17 protein-coding genes and 1 tRNA gene are annotated in these 17,326 nt (G+C 39.4%); all 18 read left to right on the forward strand.

What is annotated here, in order from left to right; all coding sequences use genetic code 11:
- The first annotated feature begins 3 nt into the window (after positions 1 to 3).
- The 18 genes from GVT53_RS00645 (at position 4) to GVT53_RS00730 (ending at position 17,248) form a co-directional block, all read left to right on the forward strand.
- Positions 4 to 1,209 (forward strand): FtsW/RodA/SpoVE family cell cycle protein, encoded by a 1,206-nt coding sequence (locus tag GVT53_RS00645; protein WP_166246976.1) that lies wholly within the window; start codon positions 4 to 6, stop codon positions 1,207 to 1,209.
- Positions 1,196 to 2,284, forward strand: a complete 1,089-nt coding sequence (gene murG / locus GVT53_RS00650; protein WP_166246977.1) for an undecaprenyldiphospho-muramoylpentapeptide beta-N-acetylglucosaminyltransferase — start codon at positions 1,196 to 1,198, stop codon at positions 2,282 to 2,284. Before GVT53_RS00645 ends, murG begins: the two co-directional genes overlap by 14 nt.
- Positions 2,281 to 3,630, forward strand: coding sequence for a UDP-N-acetylmuramate--L-alanine ligase (gene murC, locus GVT53_RS00655; protein ID WP_166246978.1), 1,350 nt, complete (start codon positions 2,281 to 2,283; stop codon positions 3,628 to 3,630). The genes murG and murC overlap by 4 nt, the downstream gene beginning before the upstream one ends.
- The gene (locus GVT53_RS00660) at positions 3,620 to 4,339 is read left to right on the forward strand and encodes a cell division protein FtsQ/DivIB (protein ID WP_166246979.1); all 720 of its coding nucleotides are present in this window, start codon (positions 3,620 to 3,622) and stop codon (positions 4,337 to 4,339) included. The genes murC and GVT53_RS00660 overlap by 11 nt, the downstream gene beginning before the upstream one ends.
- Before the next feature lie 3 nt (positions 4,340 to 4,342).
- Positions 4,343 to 5,683 (forward strand): cell division protein FtsA, encoded by a 1,341-nt coding sequence (gene ftsA, locus GVT53_RS00665; protein WP_166246980.1) that lies wholly within the window; start codon positions 4,343 to 4,345, stop codon positions 5,681 to 5,683.
- 27 nt (positions 5,684 to 5,710) lie between these two features.
- Positions 5,711 to 7,726: a cell division protein FtsZ gene (gene ftsZ / locus GVT53_RS00670; protein ID WP_166246981.1), complete on the forward strand. Its 2,016-nt coding sequence runs from the start codon at positions 5,711 to 5,713 to the stop codon at positions 7,724 to 7,726.
- Between the two features lie 100 nt (positions 7,727 to 7,826).
- On the forward strand, positions 7,827 to 8,279 hold the full coding sequence (locus GVT53_RS00675; RefSeq protein ID WP_166246982.1) for a GatB/YqeY domain-containing protein: 453 nt from the start codon (positions 7,827 to 7,829) through the stop codon (positions 8,277 to 8,279).
- Between the two features lie 9 nt (positions 8,280 to 8,288).
- A tRNA-Arg gene (locus tag GVT53_RS00680) sits at positions 8,289 to 8,362 on the forward strand.
- Positions 8,363 to 8,593: 231 nt separating this feature from the next.
- Complete coding sequence (locus GVT53_RS00685; protein ID WP_166246983.1) at positions 8,594 to 9,865, forward strand: site-specific integrase; 1,272 nt, start codon at positions 8,594 to 8,596, stop codon at positions 9,863 to 9,865.
- A gap of 876 nt (positions 9,866 to 10,741) precedes the next feature.
- Positions 10,742 to 12,265, forward strand: coding sequence for a fibronectin type III domain-containing protein (locus tag GVT53_RS00690; RefSeq protein WP_166246984.1), 1,524 nt, complete (start codon positions 10,742 to 10,744; stop codon positions 12,263 to 12,265).
- 53 nt (positions 12,266 to 12,318) lie between these two features.
- A complete protein-coding gene (locus GVT53_RS00695; protein ID WP_166246985.1) occupies positions 12,319 to 12,879 on the forward strand; it encodes a hypothetical protein in 561 nt (186 codons plus the stop codon).
- Positions 12,880 to 12,920: 41 nt separating this feature from the next.
- Positions 12,921 to 13,577 carry a hypothetical protein gene (locus GVT53_RS00700; RefSeq protein WP_166246986.1) on the forward strand — a complete coding sequence of 219 codons (657 nt, stop codon included), beginning with the start codon at positions 12,921 to 12,923 and terminating at the stop codon, positions 13,575 to 13,577.
- Between the two features lie 47 nt (positions 13,578 to 13,624).
- Positions 13,625 to 14,128, forward strand: coding sequence for a hypothetical protein (locus tag GVT53_RS00705; protein ID WP_166246987.1), 504 nt, complete (start codon positions 13,625 to 13,627; stop codon positions 14,126 to 14,128).
- A 63-nt stretch (positions 14,129 to 14,191) separates the two neighbouring features.
- On the forward strand, positions 14,192 to 14,863 hold the full coding sequence (locus tag GVT53_RS00710) for a hypothetical protein (RefSeq protein ID WP_166246988.1): 672 nt from the start codon (positions 14,192 to 14,194) through the stop codon (positions 14,861 to 14,863).
- A gap of 30 nt (positions 14,864 to 14,893) precedes the next feature.
- The gene (locus GVT53_RS00715) at positions 14,894 to 15,391 is read left to right on the forward strand and encodes a hypothetical protein (protein ID WP_166246989.1); all 498 of its coding nucleotides are present in this window, start codon (positions 14,894 to 14,896) and stop codon (positions 15,389 to 15,391) included.
- A gap of 38 nt (positions 15,392 to 15,429) precedes the next feature.
- A complete protein-coding gene (locus GVT53_RS00720) occupies positions 15,430 to 16,584 on the forward strand; it encodes a DUF4932 domain-containing protein (RefSeq protein ID WP_166246990.1) in 1,155 nt (384 codons plus the stop codon).
- A gap of 120 nt (positions 16,585 to 16,704) precedes the next feature.
- Positions 16,705 to 16,965, forward strand: a complete 261-nt coding sequence (locus GVT53_RS00725) for a ribbon-helix-helix domain-containing protein (RefSeq protein ID WP_166246991.1) — start codon at positions 16,705 to 16,707, stop codon at positions 16,963 to 16,965.
- A complete protein-coding gene (locus GVT53_RS00730; protein WP_166246992.1) occupies positions 16,958 to 17,248 on the forward strand; it encodes a type II toxin-antitoxin system RelE/ParE family toxin in 291 nt (96 codons plus the stop codon). The genes GVT53_RS00725 and GVT53_RS00730 overlap by 8 nt, the downstream gene beginning before the upstream one ends.
- The last annotated feature ends 78 nt before the right edge of the window (positions 17,249 to 17,326 follow it).

The raw sequence follows: 17,326 nt of genomic DNA on the forward strand, positions 1-17,326 counted from the left end.
AACGTGTTTGCAATATTCAAAAATCTGAAAGGTGATAAAGCCATTTGGGGCGTAGTGGCCCTCTTGGCACTTTTCTCATTTTTGCCGGTGTACAGCGCCAGTACCAATTTGGTCTACGTCAACGGTGATGGGACCACATTGGGTCATTTGGTAAAACATGCTGTGCTCTTGTTTTTGGGCTTCGGTATTATTTATGCCGTACACAGGATACCCACACACTATTTTAAGGGGCTTTCCATCATAGCCATGCCCATAGTTATATTGCTTTTGATTTACACCTTGACCGTGGAAACTCGAATTGGCGGGGTGACGGCAAACCGTTGGATAAAAATTCCGTTGGTCGGGGTCAATTTCCAGACATCTACATTGGCAGCGGTGGTTTTGATGATATGGATTGCCAGATACCTCACCAAGATCAAGGATGTCAAGATAACATTCAAAGAAAGTATTTTACCGCTTTGGTTGCCCGTAGTATTAGTGGTTCTGTTGATTTTGCCGGAGAACTTCTCGACGGCTGCTATCATCAGTTTTATGGTTTTGGTGCTGTGCTTTTTGGGCGGGTATCCTTTAAAATACTTGTTCGCCATGGTGGCGTCGGGAATCGTATTTGCAGGAATGTTCCTGTTTGTACTGTTCAAAGCACCGGAAGTATTGCCCCAGCGAGCCGGAACTTGGAAGTCAAGGATAGAGACCTTTATCCACCCCGAACAGGCGGACAGAGACGATCTGCATCAGTTGACATTGGCACAGATTGCCGTGGCCGAAGGTGGTGTAGTGGGCAAGGGAGCAGGAAAAAGTGTAATGAAGAATATGTTGTCCCAAAGTACTTCGGATTTCATTTTTGCCATCATAATTGAAGAATATGGATTGCTGGGTGGAGGAGCATTGTTGTTTTTCTATTTGTTGCTGCTATTTCGGATTGTCGTGGTAGCGCACTCGTCCAAAACGGTTTTTTCAAAATTATTGGTGATAGGGGTCGGGTTGCCGATTGTCTTCCAGGCCTTCATCAATATGGCGGTCGTGGTGCAGCTGTTTCCCGTTACGGGTCAGCCGTTGCCATTGATCAGTATGGGAGGGACCTCCATTTGGATGACCTGTATGGCCATTGGAATTGTGTTGAGTGCCAGCAACAAGAAAGAAAATTTAGAGGAGCAATCCCATGGAATAGATGAAACAAACCCTTTAGAAGTATTAAGTGGACAGATATAGATTTATACTTTCTGGAGGGGGAACGGGAGGACATATTTATCCCGCCGTGGCCATAGCGAACGAGTTGAAGCGAAGATATCCTGATGCGGAGTTTTTGTTCGTCGGGGCCAAGGATAAAATGGAAATGGAAAAAGTACCGCAGGCCGGATACGAAATAAAGGGTTTGTGGATAAGTGGAATACAACGGAAACTGACATTGAAAAATCTCATGTTTCCATTTAAACTGATGAGTAGTTTGTTAGAAGCGCGCAAAATAGTGAAACAGTTCAAGCCCCATGTTGCCATTGGCACAGGAGGGTTTGCGAGTGGCCCATTGTTGCGCATGGCCGAAAGCTCGGGTGTTCCCTGTGTGCTGCAAGAGCAAAATTCCTTTGCAGGGATCACGAACAAACTATTGGCAGGAAAAGCAAAGAAAATTTGTGTTGCCTACGATGGCATGGAGCGCTTTTTTCCCAAGGAAAAGATTGTTAAAACAGGAAATCCTATCCGAACGGATTTGGTCGAAATAAAGGAAAGTAAGAAAGAGGCGGCTGCATTTTTTGGACTTGATGTCGATAAAAAGACAGTTTTGATATTGGGCGGAAGCCTTGGAGCACGAAGAATCAACCAATTGATTGAAAAGGAGCTCGGTTTTTTTGAAGAAAAAGGATTGCAAGTGCTTTGGCAATGTGGCAAACTGTATCATGAAGAATACAAGAAGTATGAGTCGGATACCGTAAAGGTGTTGGCTTTCGTCAACCGTATGGATTTGGCCTATGCAGCAGCGGATGTCAGCATTTCAAGGGCTGGAGCCGGTTCGGTCTCGGAGCTTTGTTTGGTGGGCAAACCGGTGATTTTTGTTCCATCGCCCAATGTGGCAGAGGACCATCAAACCCAAAACGCAAAAGCTTTGGTGGCCAAGGAAGCCGCCATCATGCTAAAGGAGAATGAGTTGGATGCTGAATTTGAAAACAGCTTTTCCCATTTGGTGAGTTCAGAAGAGCTTCAGGAAAAATTGGGAAAAAACATTAAAAAAATGGCCATGCCAAAGGCCACGGAACATATTGTGGACGAAATAGAAAAGTTGTTGAAGTGAATTTGAAGGATATACATAGCGTTTATTTTATCGGTATTGGCGGGATAGGAATGTCCGCCTTGGCGCGCTATTTCAAATTTGTGGGGAAGGAAGTGGCTGGTTATGACCGTACGCCTACACCTGTTACTGATGGATTGATCGAAAAGGGTATATCCGTGCATTTTGAGGATAATATCGATTTGGTGTCGGATACCTTCAAACATCCCGATACTTTGGTGGTCTATACTCCGGCAGTGCCATCAAAACATACGGAGTTCCAGTTTTACCAATCAGGCGGATTCAATCTTAAAAAACGTTCCGAGGTTTTGGGAATAATTACAAGGGATTCTTTTTGTTTGGCCGTTGCAGGTACACATGGCAAGACCACCACGACCTGTATTTTGGCGCACTTGCTAAAAGAATGTGAATTGCCGATGACCGCATTTTTGGGTGGTGTTTCGGAAGATTTTGACAGCAACTTTGTGTTGGATGGCACGGAATATTCCGTAGTGGAGGCCGATGAGTTCGATCGTTCATTTTTACGATTGACGCCTACCATTGCCTGTATTACATCGATGGATGCCGACCACCTAGATATTTATGGTACCAAGGATGAATTGGACAAATCTTTCAGGGAATTTGTGAATAGGATCAAGCCCGAAGGTAAGTTGTTCGTGCGCAAGGGCCTTCCTTTGGAAGGAATCACTTTTGGTATTGAAGATGGTGCCGATTACTGCATAGAAAACATTGAAATTGAACATGGAGCCTACATATTTGATCTCGTAACGCCTTCCGAGGTAATCAAGAACGTAAAGTTCAACAAGCCTGGAAGACACAATTTGCTCAATGGATTAGCTGCTTTTGCGATGGCGGTGCAAACGGGTTGCCCACCCCACCGCCTTGCCGAAGCTTTGGCTACGTTCAAAGGAGTTCAGCGCAGGTTTTCCTATCAGATAAAGGAAAAAGATTTTGTATTCATTGATGATTACGCACATCATCCAACCGAAATAAGTGCCGTGCACCAAGCCATTCGGGAAATGCACGCAGGGGAAAAGGTTACGGTAATCTTTCAACCACACCTATTCTCGCGAACCAGGGATTTTGCGGATGATTTTGCAGCCAGTCTTTCGGATTTTGACGAGATCATCCTGTTGGATATTTACCCCGCCAGGGAGGAACCGATTGAAGGGGTGACATCGCAATGGCTTTTGGAAAAAATAGAGAATCCCAATAAAAAGTTGATTTCAAAATCAGCATTATTGGAAGAAGTAAAGAACTGTACAACAGGGGTCTTGGTGGCTCTTGGGGCAGGTGACATTGGACTTGAGGTGCCAAAAATCAAAAAAGAATTGAGCTATGCGCGTTAATTGGGATTACATAAAATTGGCGTTTTTGTCGGTTGGCGTAGTTGCGCTTTACGGTTTTGCCGACCATCGAAATCAAAAAAGAATGGTGGAAAATGTCACCGTGAAATTTGTTGGCGAAAACAGTTTGTATTTAACTGAGGATGCGGTTAATAAATTGTTAATACAAAAATACGGACCCCTCGAGAACAGGCCCAAAGAACAGTTAGTTTTGAATACCATAGAGGAGGTAATACTATCCAACGATATGGTAAAAAATGCCCAAGTCTATCTTACTGTAAACGGGGAACTTGTATCCAAGATTGTTCAGCGAAAGCCAATTGGAAGGGTGGAAGGTACCTCTAAATTTTATCTCGATGATTTGGGCCAGCGCATGCCATTGTCAAAGCATCATTCGGCAAGAGTCCCCATAATTACCGGTAAGATTACAGGAAAGACCTTGGAGGATGCCTATTTGATTTTGGACTATATCAACAACGACGATTTTTTGAGAAAAAACGTCATTGGGATACATATCGAGGATGAAGGAAAATATCAGCTCAAGTTCCGCATGGAAAACTTTGTAGTGAATTTGGGCGGAGTGGATAACCTGAACAAGAAGTTCAGCAATTTTATGGCCTTTTATGCAAAGGCGGCCAAGGACAATTCCTTGGAGGATTATGCAACAGTTAGTTTGGAATTCAACAATCAAGTGGTTTGCACCAAAATTTAAATTATGGAACAAGGTAATTATTCAGTTGGATTGGATATTGGAACCACCAAGATCGTAGCGATCATTGGTAGGGAAAATGAGTATGGAAAAATTGAAATTTTGGGCACCGGACGTTCAAAAAGTTTGGGTGTTCACCGTGGAGTGGTCAACAATATCACACAGACCATTTCGTCTATTCAACAGGCGGTGGAACAGGCCGAATTGAATTCGGGCCTTAAAATAGGTTCCGTGGTCGTGGGTATTGCAGGTCAGCATATACGAAGCTTGCACCACAGCGATTACATTACCCGGCCCAACTCCGAAGAAGTGATAGACAACGACGATTTGGATAAGCTGTGCAATCAAGTTTACAAATTGGTAATGCTTCCCGGTGAGGAAATCATCCATGTGTTGCCACAAGAGTACAAAGTCGACGGTCAGTCCGAAATCAAGGAGCCTGTTGGAATGTACGGTGGTCGTTTGGAAGCCAACTTTCATGTAGTGGTGGGCCAAGTATCGTCCATCAAAAATATTGGAAGATGTATCAAAAGTGCCGGATTGGACTTGGGCAACATCACTTTGGAGCCTTTAGCTTCCGCTGATGCCGTTTTGAGTCAAGAAGAAAAAGAAGCCGGTGTTGCCTTGATCGATATAGGAGGTGGAACCACGGACCTTGCCATTTTTAAGGACGGCATTATCCGTCACACCTCGGTTATCCCATTTGGAGGTAACGTAATCACCGAAGATATCAAGGAAGGCTGCTCCATCATAGAAAAGCAGGCCGAACTATTGAAGATAAAATTTGGTTCCGCTTGGCCAGGGGAGAACAAGGACAACGAGATTGTGTCCATTCCTGGGCTTAGAGGTCGTGAGCCGAAAGAAATCACCCTAAAAAACCTTTCCAAGATCATCCATGCCCGCGTTGTGGAGATTGTGGAGCAGGTATATGTGGAGATCAAAAACTACGGCCACGAGGAACAAAAGAAAAAATTGATCGCAGGAATTGTACTGACCGGTGGAGGGAGCCAATTGAAACATTTAAAGCAATTGGTCGAATACATTACGGGAATGGACACAAGAATAGGTTATCCGAACGAGCACTTGGCCGGTGATTCGGATGAAGAGGTGGCCAGCCCATTGTATGCAACAGCCGTTGGATTGCTAATGAATTCCCTGGAGGCCAAGAAGAAAAACCGTATCGAGCAGCATGAAGAAGAGGTGCACGAAGAAGAGGTTTTGGTAGGACAAGAAAACGATATGGGAACCAAGGCAACAGCTTCGGCTGCGACCACCCATACGGACAGAAAATCCATTTTTGACAAATGGTCGGAAAAGTTGAAGGACTTTTTGGACAACGCAGAGTAATAACCCCATAAGAGAAACACAACTGTCATGAGTAAGAACACTGAATTTGACAATATCGCTTTTGATTTGCCCAAGAACAAAAGCAACGTAATTAAAGTTATCGGAGTAGGTGGCGGTGGTAGCAATGCCATCAACCACATGTTCCAGGCCGGAATCAACGGAGTGGATTTTGTAATCTGCAATACCGATGCCCAGGCTTTGCAAAATAGTGCCGTGCCCAATAAAATACAATTAGGGGTCTCCCTTACCGAAGGTTTGGGAGCTGGTGCCAATCCCGATGTTGGTGAACAGGCAGCCTTGGAAAGCATGGAGGATTTAAAAGGTATGCTGGACAATAATACAAAAATGGCCTTCATCACTGCGGGAATGGGCGGTGGAACAGGTACGGGCGCAGCCCCTGTTATCGCTAAGCTCGCTAAGGAAATGGATGTTCTTACGGTTGGTATCGTTACCATGCCGTTCCAGTTCGAAGGGGCCATGCGGAACAAACAAGCGCAGATAGGGATAGAGAAATTGCGTGCCAACGTGGATTCCTTGATCGTTATCAACAATAATAAACTTAGGGAAGTTTACGGTAATCTTGGGTTTAAGGCCGGTTTCTCAAAAGCGGATGAAGTTTTGGCCACTGCGGCAAGGGGTATCGCAGAGGTAATTACCCATCACTACACACAGAATATCGACCTTAGGGATGCCAAGACCGTCCTGTCCAATAGCGGAACCGCCATCATGGGCTCTTCGGCCGCTTCGGGATCATCCAGGGCTACCGAGGCCATTATGAAGGCATTGGATTCACCATTGTTGAACGATAATAAGATCAATGGGGCCAAAAATGTATTGTTGCTCATTGTTTCCGGCTCGCAGGAGATTACCATTGATGAAATAGGAGAGATCAATGATCACATCCAAATTGAAGCAGGTCATGGTGCCAACATCATTATGGGTGTCGGTGAAGATGAGAGCTTAGGTGAAGCTATTGCAGTAACCGTAATCGCTACGGGTTTTAATGTGGATCAACAAGATAACATTGTAAATACCGAGTCCAAAAAGGTCTTCTACACCTTGGAGGACGAACAGACCGCAGAGCAGGATCTTACTCCCGAGTCGACTTCGGTTCAAGAGGTCAAAGTTGAAAAAGCTCCAGAGCCTGAACCGGCTCCTGAACCAGAGCCCAAACCAAATGTGGTGAAGCATACCTTGGAAATGGAGGAAGAGCCAGTGCGGGAGGTAAAGCAGACCATCGCTCCAAAAGTTGAAACAAAGGACCCGGACCTTATACCGACGACCAACTACATCAGGAACTTTAATGTGTTCTATGAGGAAGTCATCGCAGATAAGGTGGAGGACGATTTTATTATCATCGAGGCCAAAAATGTCATCAATAACTTTGATGTCATCGATGCAGAGGTGGTACCATCAAAAAGCAGTGAAGACCAGTTCACTTTGAGCTTCGATATGCCCTTGAACAATGAAGTTGAAGAGGAAGAAGAAAAAGAGCATACAGTAACCTTTAATTTGGACGATGATGGTCTGGGCGATGTGGAAGTGAACGATTATGTCGAGGTGAAGCCTGTTTTGGAATACAAAAAAGAAGGTGAGACCAGATACGACCTTCAAGAATACATGGAATTGGAAGAGCGATTGACCGGAGCCAAATCAAAAGCAGAGACCCACGAACCAAAAATGGTCGAGAACGAGCTTGTTTTTGAGAAAAAGACAGTCGAGATAGAGGAAAAGGAGGAAGCCAAGGCTCAAAATGAGGAAACCATGGCGAGTTTGGATCCAATGAACAGTTCTATCAGCGATATTTTAAAAGATCGTGCCGATGAGCGCAGAAGAAAGCTCAAGAATTTCAATTATAAGTTCCAGAACAACAGGAACAGTATTGACGAAATTGAAAAGCAGCCGGCATATAAGCGGCAGGGAGTTGACCTGAACGATGTTCCAAAGGAGCAAAAAGTGTCCCGTACCACTTTGGGGGAGGACAGCAACGATGATTTGCAATTGCGTTCCAACAACTCTTTTTTACACGATAATGTTGATTAGTAGTGTTTAAATTAACATCCATTTTAATGGAAAGCATAAACCCGGAAGTGCAGAAACTTTCGGGTTTATTTTTTATCTTCGCGAACTAAAATCAGAACAGATGAGTTTGCAAGATAAGGTGATGACCGAAATGAAGGCCGCAATGAAAGCAAAGGACACCGTTGCCTTGGAATCGTTGCGAGCGGTTAAGTCGGCCATTTTATTGGCCAAGACCGATAAAGGCGGTGGAGCAGAACTATCTGAGGAAGATGAAATAAAACTGGTTCAAAAATTGGTGAAACAGCGAAAGGACAGTGCTGTGATTTACCAAGAGCAAGGCCGTGCAGACCTTGCGGAACCGGAATTGGCACAAGTAGCCGTTATAGAAAAATTCTTGCCGGAGCAGCTTACCGAAGAAGAAATAGAAAAGGTGGTGGTACAGACCATTGATGCTGTTGGGGCTTCCGGTATGCAGGATATGGGCAAGGTGATGGGAATTGTTTCCAAAGAATTGGCCGGACAGGCCGATGGCAAAACTATATCGGCGATTGTAAAGAAAAAATTGAGTTCATAAATAGTTAATGGCCCAGTAGTTCAACTGGATAGAATATCAGATTTCGGCTCTGAGGGTTGGGGGTTCGAATCCTCCCTGGGTCACTTTTTAAGTTTAAACAAAAACAAAACCTTGCATATCTTATTGATTTACAAGGTTTTGACTTTTTTGAGCTATCATATGATATGGTTTGATTTGACCTTTTTTGGTTTGTAATTCGGTTAGTAAAATTTTATTTTGAAAGTGTTAACCGAATAAGCTTGTAATTGACTATATTACAGATACTTGGTATTTGACTTTCGTAGGTAAAATTCGTTTAATTTAACACAAATCCTATGAGAACAAGGTCAACATTTTCAATTAGTTTTTGGATAAGTACTGCAAGAAGGGTTGATGGCACAGCAAAGATCTATGCCCGTATCACGGTCGATTCACAAAGGACCAACATGAGTCTGAAGTATACTATCCCTACAGAAATTTGGGACAGAAAAGGGTCCAGGGTTCTGGGGCATACCAAAGAGGCAAGGGAAATCAACACCTATCTTATGGAGGTTGAAACAGAACTTTTTCAATGTTATCGAGCATTAAAATCTAAATCCCACTATATTACCCCACAGATGGTCAAGGCTTACTATTTTGGGGAAGACGGGAGTAATATCAAAATAAAGACACTCTTCGAGCACCACAATGTGCATTGCGCCCACAATTTGTGCAAGGCTACACTGAGGCATTACAGGACGACACAGAACTACCTATTGAAGTATATCAATGAACAATATAAAAGCGACGATTATCCAATTTCACAGCTAGACCATAATTTTATTGTCGGATTTGAGACGTTTCTTCGCAAACTCTATCCCAGGCATAAACATGAAAAGCTTTCAAATAATGGAGCGATGAAGCATATTCAACGCCTGCGCAAGATGACAAGAATGGCTTTGGACAATGAATGGATTGACAGAGATCCCTTTCGCAGGTTCAAAGTAAAGATGGAAAGAAAAGAAAAGGAGTTCCTGACCTTGCAGGAACTACAGGACATTCAAGAATACTATACGGGTATAGAGCGGCTACGCATCGTCAAGGACCTATTTGTTTTCAGTTGTTACACAGGCATTTCCTATTGTGACTTGATGGAACTTGGAGAGGATAACCTAGTACTGGGAATAGATGGAAAACATTGGATAAGTACCAAAAGGCTAAAGACCAAGAACACCTTCAAGCTTCCCCTAATAGGTCCTGCCCTATCCATTATCAAGAGATACCATTACCACCCGAAAAAAAGCCCGGAAAAATTATTCCCAAGCATCTCCAACCAAAAACTGAACAGTTATCTCAAAGAGTTGGCAGATGCGTGTAAAATAAGGAAGAATATCACTTTTCACATGGCAAGGCACACATTTGCCACTACGATTACATTGAGTAACGGGGTGCCAATCGAGACGGTCTCGAAGATATTGGGGCATACTAAATTGGCCACCACCCAGGTCTATGCACGGGTGCTGGACAGAAAGATAAGTGAGGACATGGACGGACTTGATACCATACTGGACAAAAAAATGTCAGAATCCAATATTGCAAAGGAAAGATTTGGAAATTTTGACCATTGAACAGTAATTCTGAATTACTTCAATTCAAACCAAGACGTATCAAAAGTCCCATTTCTTACCCTAACTTTTGCACTTGGTCCCTGTTGCAATTTTATAGTGTTCGGGAAGATAAGCGTGAAGTAAACTTGAAATAGGATGCAATAACTTATTTGTAATAATCAAAGACTTCAATGTTCAATCTTATTGAATATGGCTATTTATGTTTTCTTTGCTGGCAAAGAAAATATGAAGAGCAAGAGGATAGCGTGCTGACGCAGCGCTATGAATTCATTTTCCTTCGGAAAAGCCCATTTTTAGATGGTTTTCCATAATGTTTATTTGTATGGGTTATTTCATTTTTGGTGAAAAAATGGGCTTAGCCCAATAAAATCAATGAATTTTTGGTGAAAAAATGACGGTTTAATGTTAGAAGCGGATGTAGGTTTCTATTCATTGCTTTGGCACTCTTATACTTTTGGATTCAACCCATTTTTAATGGAAAAATGGGTTTCAAGAAGTCTTACAGGTCAAATTTCACCTCGCTCAGCAAGTTAGTTTGGCAAGATTTGGGGCTTGCAGCACTCCACTTCGTTACGTTCGCCCTTATTTCGATTTCTATTTCAAGACCAGGGTTTTAAAAGGCACCGTTTTATTGAACTTTCATTGCAAAACGAGTCCACTGATTCTTAAGAGTTTACTTTTTCCGTACACTTAATTGGTTTCCCATTTAGACCCTTATTTACCCCTACATTGAAGTTCTATTTCTCAATACCGATTGACCACTATTCCCTCCTTTCACCGAAAACCCAATTTTTTATAAATGGAAAATTCCTACATTTAAAAACAAAATAACATTTGCCCAAAGCAATCAATCTTTTTATAAACCTTTTTCTTATCATGTACATTTCAAATACCAAACTGACCAATTTTTCCCTACTATTTGTTTTCACTTTAATTTTCTCTTGTTCAAGTGGTGAAGATTCAGAGTCTCCACTGCCCGAACCACCCGTTTCTGAGGTAACATGTGAGGGTCCAATAACCTTGTCTATTGACGCAATAGGCAGTGATTACATAAACCTAAGCTGGTCCACAGAGGGTGATTACTCAGAATATGATATGGAATATGGTTTAACAGGGTTTACCATTGGACAGGGAACAAGAATACAAGCTGGCACAACATCAGTTGAACTTCAAAACCTGGCACCAAATTCTGAATATGACGTTTATGTCCGTGGAGTTTGTTCAAACAGTAAAGGGGAATGGACAATTGGTTCAACTTTTATAACGCTAAAGGATGCAAATATTTTTGAAGGAAATGTTACTCTAAGGAACCAAAATGAAGTTGAAGCATTTGGTGCCAAGGGCTATACAAAAATCAATGGAAGTCTAATTATAACTGGATTCGTGAAACCTTCAGAACCATATATTGTTGATTTAAGTTCATTGAAAAGTTTAAATGAAATAACAGGAGCACTGAGCATTGAGGACACAAGCTTAGAACTTTTAGATGGGCTGGACAATATAGAATCTGTTGGACAGCTCTGGTTATCTTGGAATAGTGAACTAACATCAATCGAGGCTTTAGGCAGTCTAAAAAAAATAACAGGATATAGTGATATGGAAAATGTTAATTACCCAGCAGTACTAAGAGTTTATCTTTGTTCCAAGTTGAAGAATCTTGAGTCTCTGCATAATATCCAAGAGGTTGATTATCTCATCATCGAATCCAATCGTGAATTGACTAGTATCTACGGTTTACAAGGCATTATAAATGTTGCCAAGGATGTTACAATAAAAAGCAATGGTAAGTTGAAATCATTAAATGGCTTAAATCAACTTACTAGTATAGGAGGAAATTTTTATTTGTCCAATAAAGGACTGGAGTCGTTGGATGGACTTGAAAATTTGGAAACTATTGGACAAAAGTTTTCAATTGAGGGCAACAATGAATTAGTTTCTATTTCGGCCATTGAAAATCTTAATTTTGTCGATGAATTATTTCTGAGTACAAATCTCAAATTGGCAAGTATAGAAGGCATAAACCTGGATATTGTCCAAACTAAGCTAACGATAGGTTACAGTGGAAAATTTACCGACTTAAGCGGTATTTCTGCTGAAAATACAACTGCTAGTATAGCTGTTGTTCACTGTTATAATCTTACTTCACTCAAAGGACTGGAATCATTGATTATGGCAAATGAGATTGAAATATGGGATAACCCCGTATTGGAAAGCCTATCTGGACTTAATGGTCTTAGAACAATTCAAGATAGGGTTTATATAGATGATAACGGCGTTCTTGCCAATTTCTGTGACCTAGATGGTTTAATCAATATGGGTGGGTTCTCAGGTGAATGGAATGTTTCCAACAACTTACATAACCCCACTCTTGAGGATATGAAGAATGGTATTTGTAAATAGAATTTAAAGTTCAAAAAAACGATAATCGCTAAGATTATTTATTAACTACAATAATGAAAAATATAACCCTAATTGTTCTTCTATCGGTAAGTATGGGCTGCGGGTCCAAAAGAACAGTTGTTGAACCCAGCGCAAATGCATATTATCCTGTAGGAAATTATGATGCTAAGTTTAAGTATGTTGATACTGATGCCTATGTAATCCATAAAGACATATCAAAGCAAATTGAATGGAATCAAATTGCCTATAGTGTTCGCGAAATCCAATATTCATGGGGCAAAAAAGTAGAGACGTTTTATAGATTGGAAGATGGAAATGTTTTGTACTACGATGTTGCATCCAATACTGAGAGTATGATAATGCCCAAGAATCCCAAGGTTGGTTTTAAATGGGTAAGCACAGACAAAGCCTGGGAATATGAAATTGTTCAACTAGATGGAGAATTGGAAACACCCCAAAGGCAATACTCAAACTTATTGGTTATGAAGGCAAGTCAAGTTACAGGAAGAGATTCAAATAAATTAAGTGAATACCACAATTATTATCAAAAAGGAATAGGAAAAGTGGCCAGCATTGGAGATGGTATGTTGATGACGTTTAGATTATACCAATAATTCAGTAAAATGATTAGGCTAAAGTTCAAATAAACGATTTAATGACAGATAATTATTCCATTTTTAAGGTTTACCCCACTAAAGAATTAGCTCTAGAATTCAAAGAATTACTCGAGAAGGAAGGTATAGATTCGGCACTTGGTGATAATGTTCCACCGGTCGATATTACTTTTTCTGGAAGCACTCTGGAACATCGTTATGAAATACGAATTAAGCAATCTGATTTTCCAAGGGCCGAAAAAATTCTTGAGAATCATGCAAAGAATTTGATAAATCAAGTGGACAATGATTATTATCTGTTCGAATTTACAAATGAAGAATTATATGAAATCCTAATAAAGGCTGATGAATGGAATGAGTTTGACTATACACTTGCTCAAAAAATTTTGACAGATAGGGGGAAATCGATAGATCAGGAACTTTTAAGTACATTTAAAAAAGAAAGACTAAAGACTCTTTCGGAACCTGAGGGAAATCAAAAACCTTGGCTCTATGCCGGATATATTTTTGCGTTGCTTGGAGGCATAATAGGAATTATCATAGGCTACTTTTTGTGGACATCAAAGAAAACACTTCCAGACGGTAGTAAGGTATATTCGTATTCATCAGAGGACCGTGCCAGAGGTAAAACCCTCTTCTTTTTTGCGACAATATTAATGATAGCTTGGATAGTCGTCAGAATAGTATTTGTTTTCTAACCTATTTCTTAAATCAGTGTTGAGAGCAACAAAAGTTCAAATAAACGATGCAGAGAAAACAAGTCATAGATAAAAATCAACTTTTGGAACTGATAGAATTTATTCTTTCAGATTATAAAGTTGAACTCTATGAATCATACTCTGAAAAGGAAAAGGAAATAGTTCGGATTAACACTCTATCTGAGTTTAAGAACTATTTAGACTATGGTATTTCGAATGGAAAAGTGCACTTCGGATTTGGAATATATAATCCTGAGCATAGAGGCAAGTTTTTCGTCTCCAAAATACCACTAAACCCAAAACATTGTAACGGAATGACTTTTCGTTATCGGATAGATGGCTGGGCAATAATTTTTATTCAACTTGATTTAAAAGATGGGGAAAACCATATTGAATGTAATATTTCAGTGAACTCAAAACAGAGAGCTGATAACTGGAAAAGCGCTAATCATGAATTTGGAAATCCAGAATTATGGGAATGGAAGACTGTAGAAAGTAATGCTCGAAAAATTATTAGCAGATTAAAGAGGACAACCCCTACAATTAATTAATAGTTCAAATAAAAGATAAAGGGCTGTTTTTTTCTTTCATTAAACAACCTGTCATTAATTAGAATGAAATTAACAGACCAAATAAAAATTCGAGAATTGAAATTCAAACCTAAGGTTGAAATTTCAGAAAATTCCATTGAATTGAACGACATCGGAATCTCAATACCTATTCCAAATGGATTTAAAGTCGATGACGGGGGAATTTTTGAAAATTTCAAAGCAGAATATGTTTTTCCAGAGAACTCAGAATTTTCAAAAAAGGATTTGGAAAGCTTCGAAAAGAGAATTTTCCCACCTGTGTTTGTACTTAAAAAAAATAGTCGAAGACCAGTAATTGCCTGTTATTTATATCCCATCAGGGCATTGAAAGGTGGAAGCAATTTGAATATTCGGAGTATAAATAAGTTTGAATTAATGTGGGTACCCTATTTGGCAAAAAAAACAAACGAAGTACCCATGAATGCAAAAAGGATTTTGAGAAATCAAATGACAGGAGCCCTTTCCACTGAATATGGGTTTGACTATAAAACCAAAAATGGCACTGATTCAATCCCATCAAATTTGAGAGTTTTGAATTACCAAGTTGGCAAATTCGTATTGAATTTTTATTTGATTTATGATGATTCAAATAATTTGGAGCAAACCGAATTGGATACTTTTATAGATGGAATAAAAACTAATGGCAACAGTGGTTCTTATTCATTGTGGAAAAAAATTAAAGCAAAGTTCAAATAAACGATTAGTCAAACTCTAATAATTAATCTCTTGAATAAAATTGATTCGACATTACTTTGGGAAATTTTAGAGGATATCAGACCAGAAAATAAGGAAGCGGATGTTATTGGGCAGATTACCTTTGAAAAGGTTGATGTTTTAGTTAAAAATCATTTTGAAAGAGATTTTTGTCAGTTGCTTTTAGATTCAATTGAAGTGAGTACTGACTTACGAAAGATTGCAATTATCTTAGATATACTCACTTGGTCAACTCCAGATAACGGAACTAAATTAGATAGGTTAACTTCAGACTGGCTTGAATCAGGAGATTTGACTAAAATTAAATGTATTCTTTTTAGGCATGAATGGTTGCCTGAAAATGAAGAATGGAAGAAAAAATCTGAAAGTATAATAAAAGCAGATGAGAGCTTAATTGATTTGGTTCAATATTATAATGAAGAAGTTGAATATTTTAAGAATACAGGAATAAGAAGGATTGAGAAACTAAGGCGTTTAATCAATTCTTACCTAAGTTTAAGCAACGTATAAAGTTCAAATAAACGAATGCAATATAACATAGAAAAACCATGAGATTTAATATTTATCTATTAGGGATCATTGTACTTCTTTTCGGTTGTAAATCAGAGAACCGCAATCATGAAAAAGAAGAAATTGTCGAAAAGCAAGTCCAAGTAGATTTAAATCCCAATATTCATACTTCCCATATTGTAGAAATGTTCGTTTGGCCCGGCGAATATCCAACACGTCCTATGTGTGTTGCAGCCCAAATGTATTTTGAACCTTTTAAGGACCATCCTGCAATTAAACTTTCCGATAGTTTATTGCAAAACGAAATATTCTACTTTGACGAACTAACTGAAATCCTATTGTACCTAGATGATTTTCCAAGTACGAACTTCAAGTATTCACTTGATAATTCACCATATTCAAATAGAACAGGAATTATTAATGAATGGATAAAAAAGTTGTCCGAATTCTATATCGATGCAAATGTGGAATCTTTCTTGAATGAAAACAAGGCATTTTATAATGGTGCGAGACAAGAAGTATTGAACAATTTGCCTCCAAAAGATTTTGTCAAACAAATGGAAGAATACTACCGAGAGAAAAAAATAAGATATACGATTATACCTGCTCCTGAAATGCCTACTGGTGGCGCATATGGGTATAGAGGAATTGGTCCGTATGTGTACACTCCTGATGGAATGTTGATTTACCAAATAATAAGTGCTTCCTTACCAGTAGAAAAAGATAGTATTTCCAATAAATACGAGTATTTTGGTTTTGACAATGAAAAATTCATCCTGCGTAATTCATATCATGAGTTCGGTCACGCATTTGTGAATACAATACTGGATAAAAATGAAAATAAAATACTTCTTAACAGGTATGAGAATTTATTCACCCCTGAACTTCAAAATGTTATGGGAGCACAAAACTATGATAATTGGTTTGACTGCATCGCAGAACATCTAGTTCGATTAGGAGAAATAAGATTAGCTGAAAGGAGCGGTAATGAAAAATGGGCAAAAGAATTACGCAAATACCACACTAAAGAGTTGAATTTTATTTTTTTACCGCAATTTGAGGCCAAAATCAAGGAATACGAACAAAACGATAGTTTTAAAAGTTTTGAGAAGTTTTTGCCAATTCTCTTGAAAGAACTAGACTATTTTGATTCAGAAAAGATAAAGAGCTTAATAAAAAAAAGCACATCGTAACATAATGTTCAAATAATCGATACCTAAAACATTCCTGATTTAATTCCCTTTGATAAATTTTTAATAAGTATGTGTCAATAATATGTTATAATGCGTATATTGTATGTAAATACAATTATTATGGCAACAATAAGAAAATCATTAACTATAACTGCTGCCCAGGAAGAGTGGATTAAATTACAAATCGAGAATGGTGGCTTCGCAAACGATAGTGAGTACATGCGACATCTAATACGATTAGATGAGGAGCGCAATAGGGAGTTTCTAATCACTAAGGCGGCCATACAAGATGGTTATGATAGTGGCATAAGTTCTAAAATCAGGTCTGTTGATGAAATTATTGAAGCTGCGATAGTTCGTAAAAAGAACAGAAATGCCTAGATATTATTTATCGTCCAAAGCGGATGACGATATCGATGATATAGTGGATTATACCTTGGAAACTTGGGGGGAATCACAGACCCATATCTATGTTACCGAATTATACCAATTTTTACAAACTCTGGCAGATAATCCCGATTTTGGTCGAAGTGCTTCAGAATTTGCAGCTCTACTTAGAAGATACAACTATAAGGCGCACACAATTTTTTATGAACCAATTGAAAAGGGCATATTCGTTGTTCGCATTTTAGGACAGGTAAGAGATTTCAAAAGACATCTATAACAGATATTTATCTGATTAAAAAGTTCAAACAATCAATTAACAGTTTACATGGTTATTACATGGATAGATATTTAATCC

It is taken from the genome of Flagellimonas oceani (genome assembly GCF_011068285.1).
Classification (GTDB): Bacteria; Bacteroidota; Bacteroidia; order Flavobacteriales; family Flavobacteriaceae; genus Flagellimonas; species Flagellimonas oceani.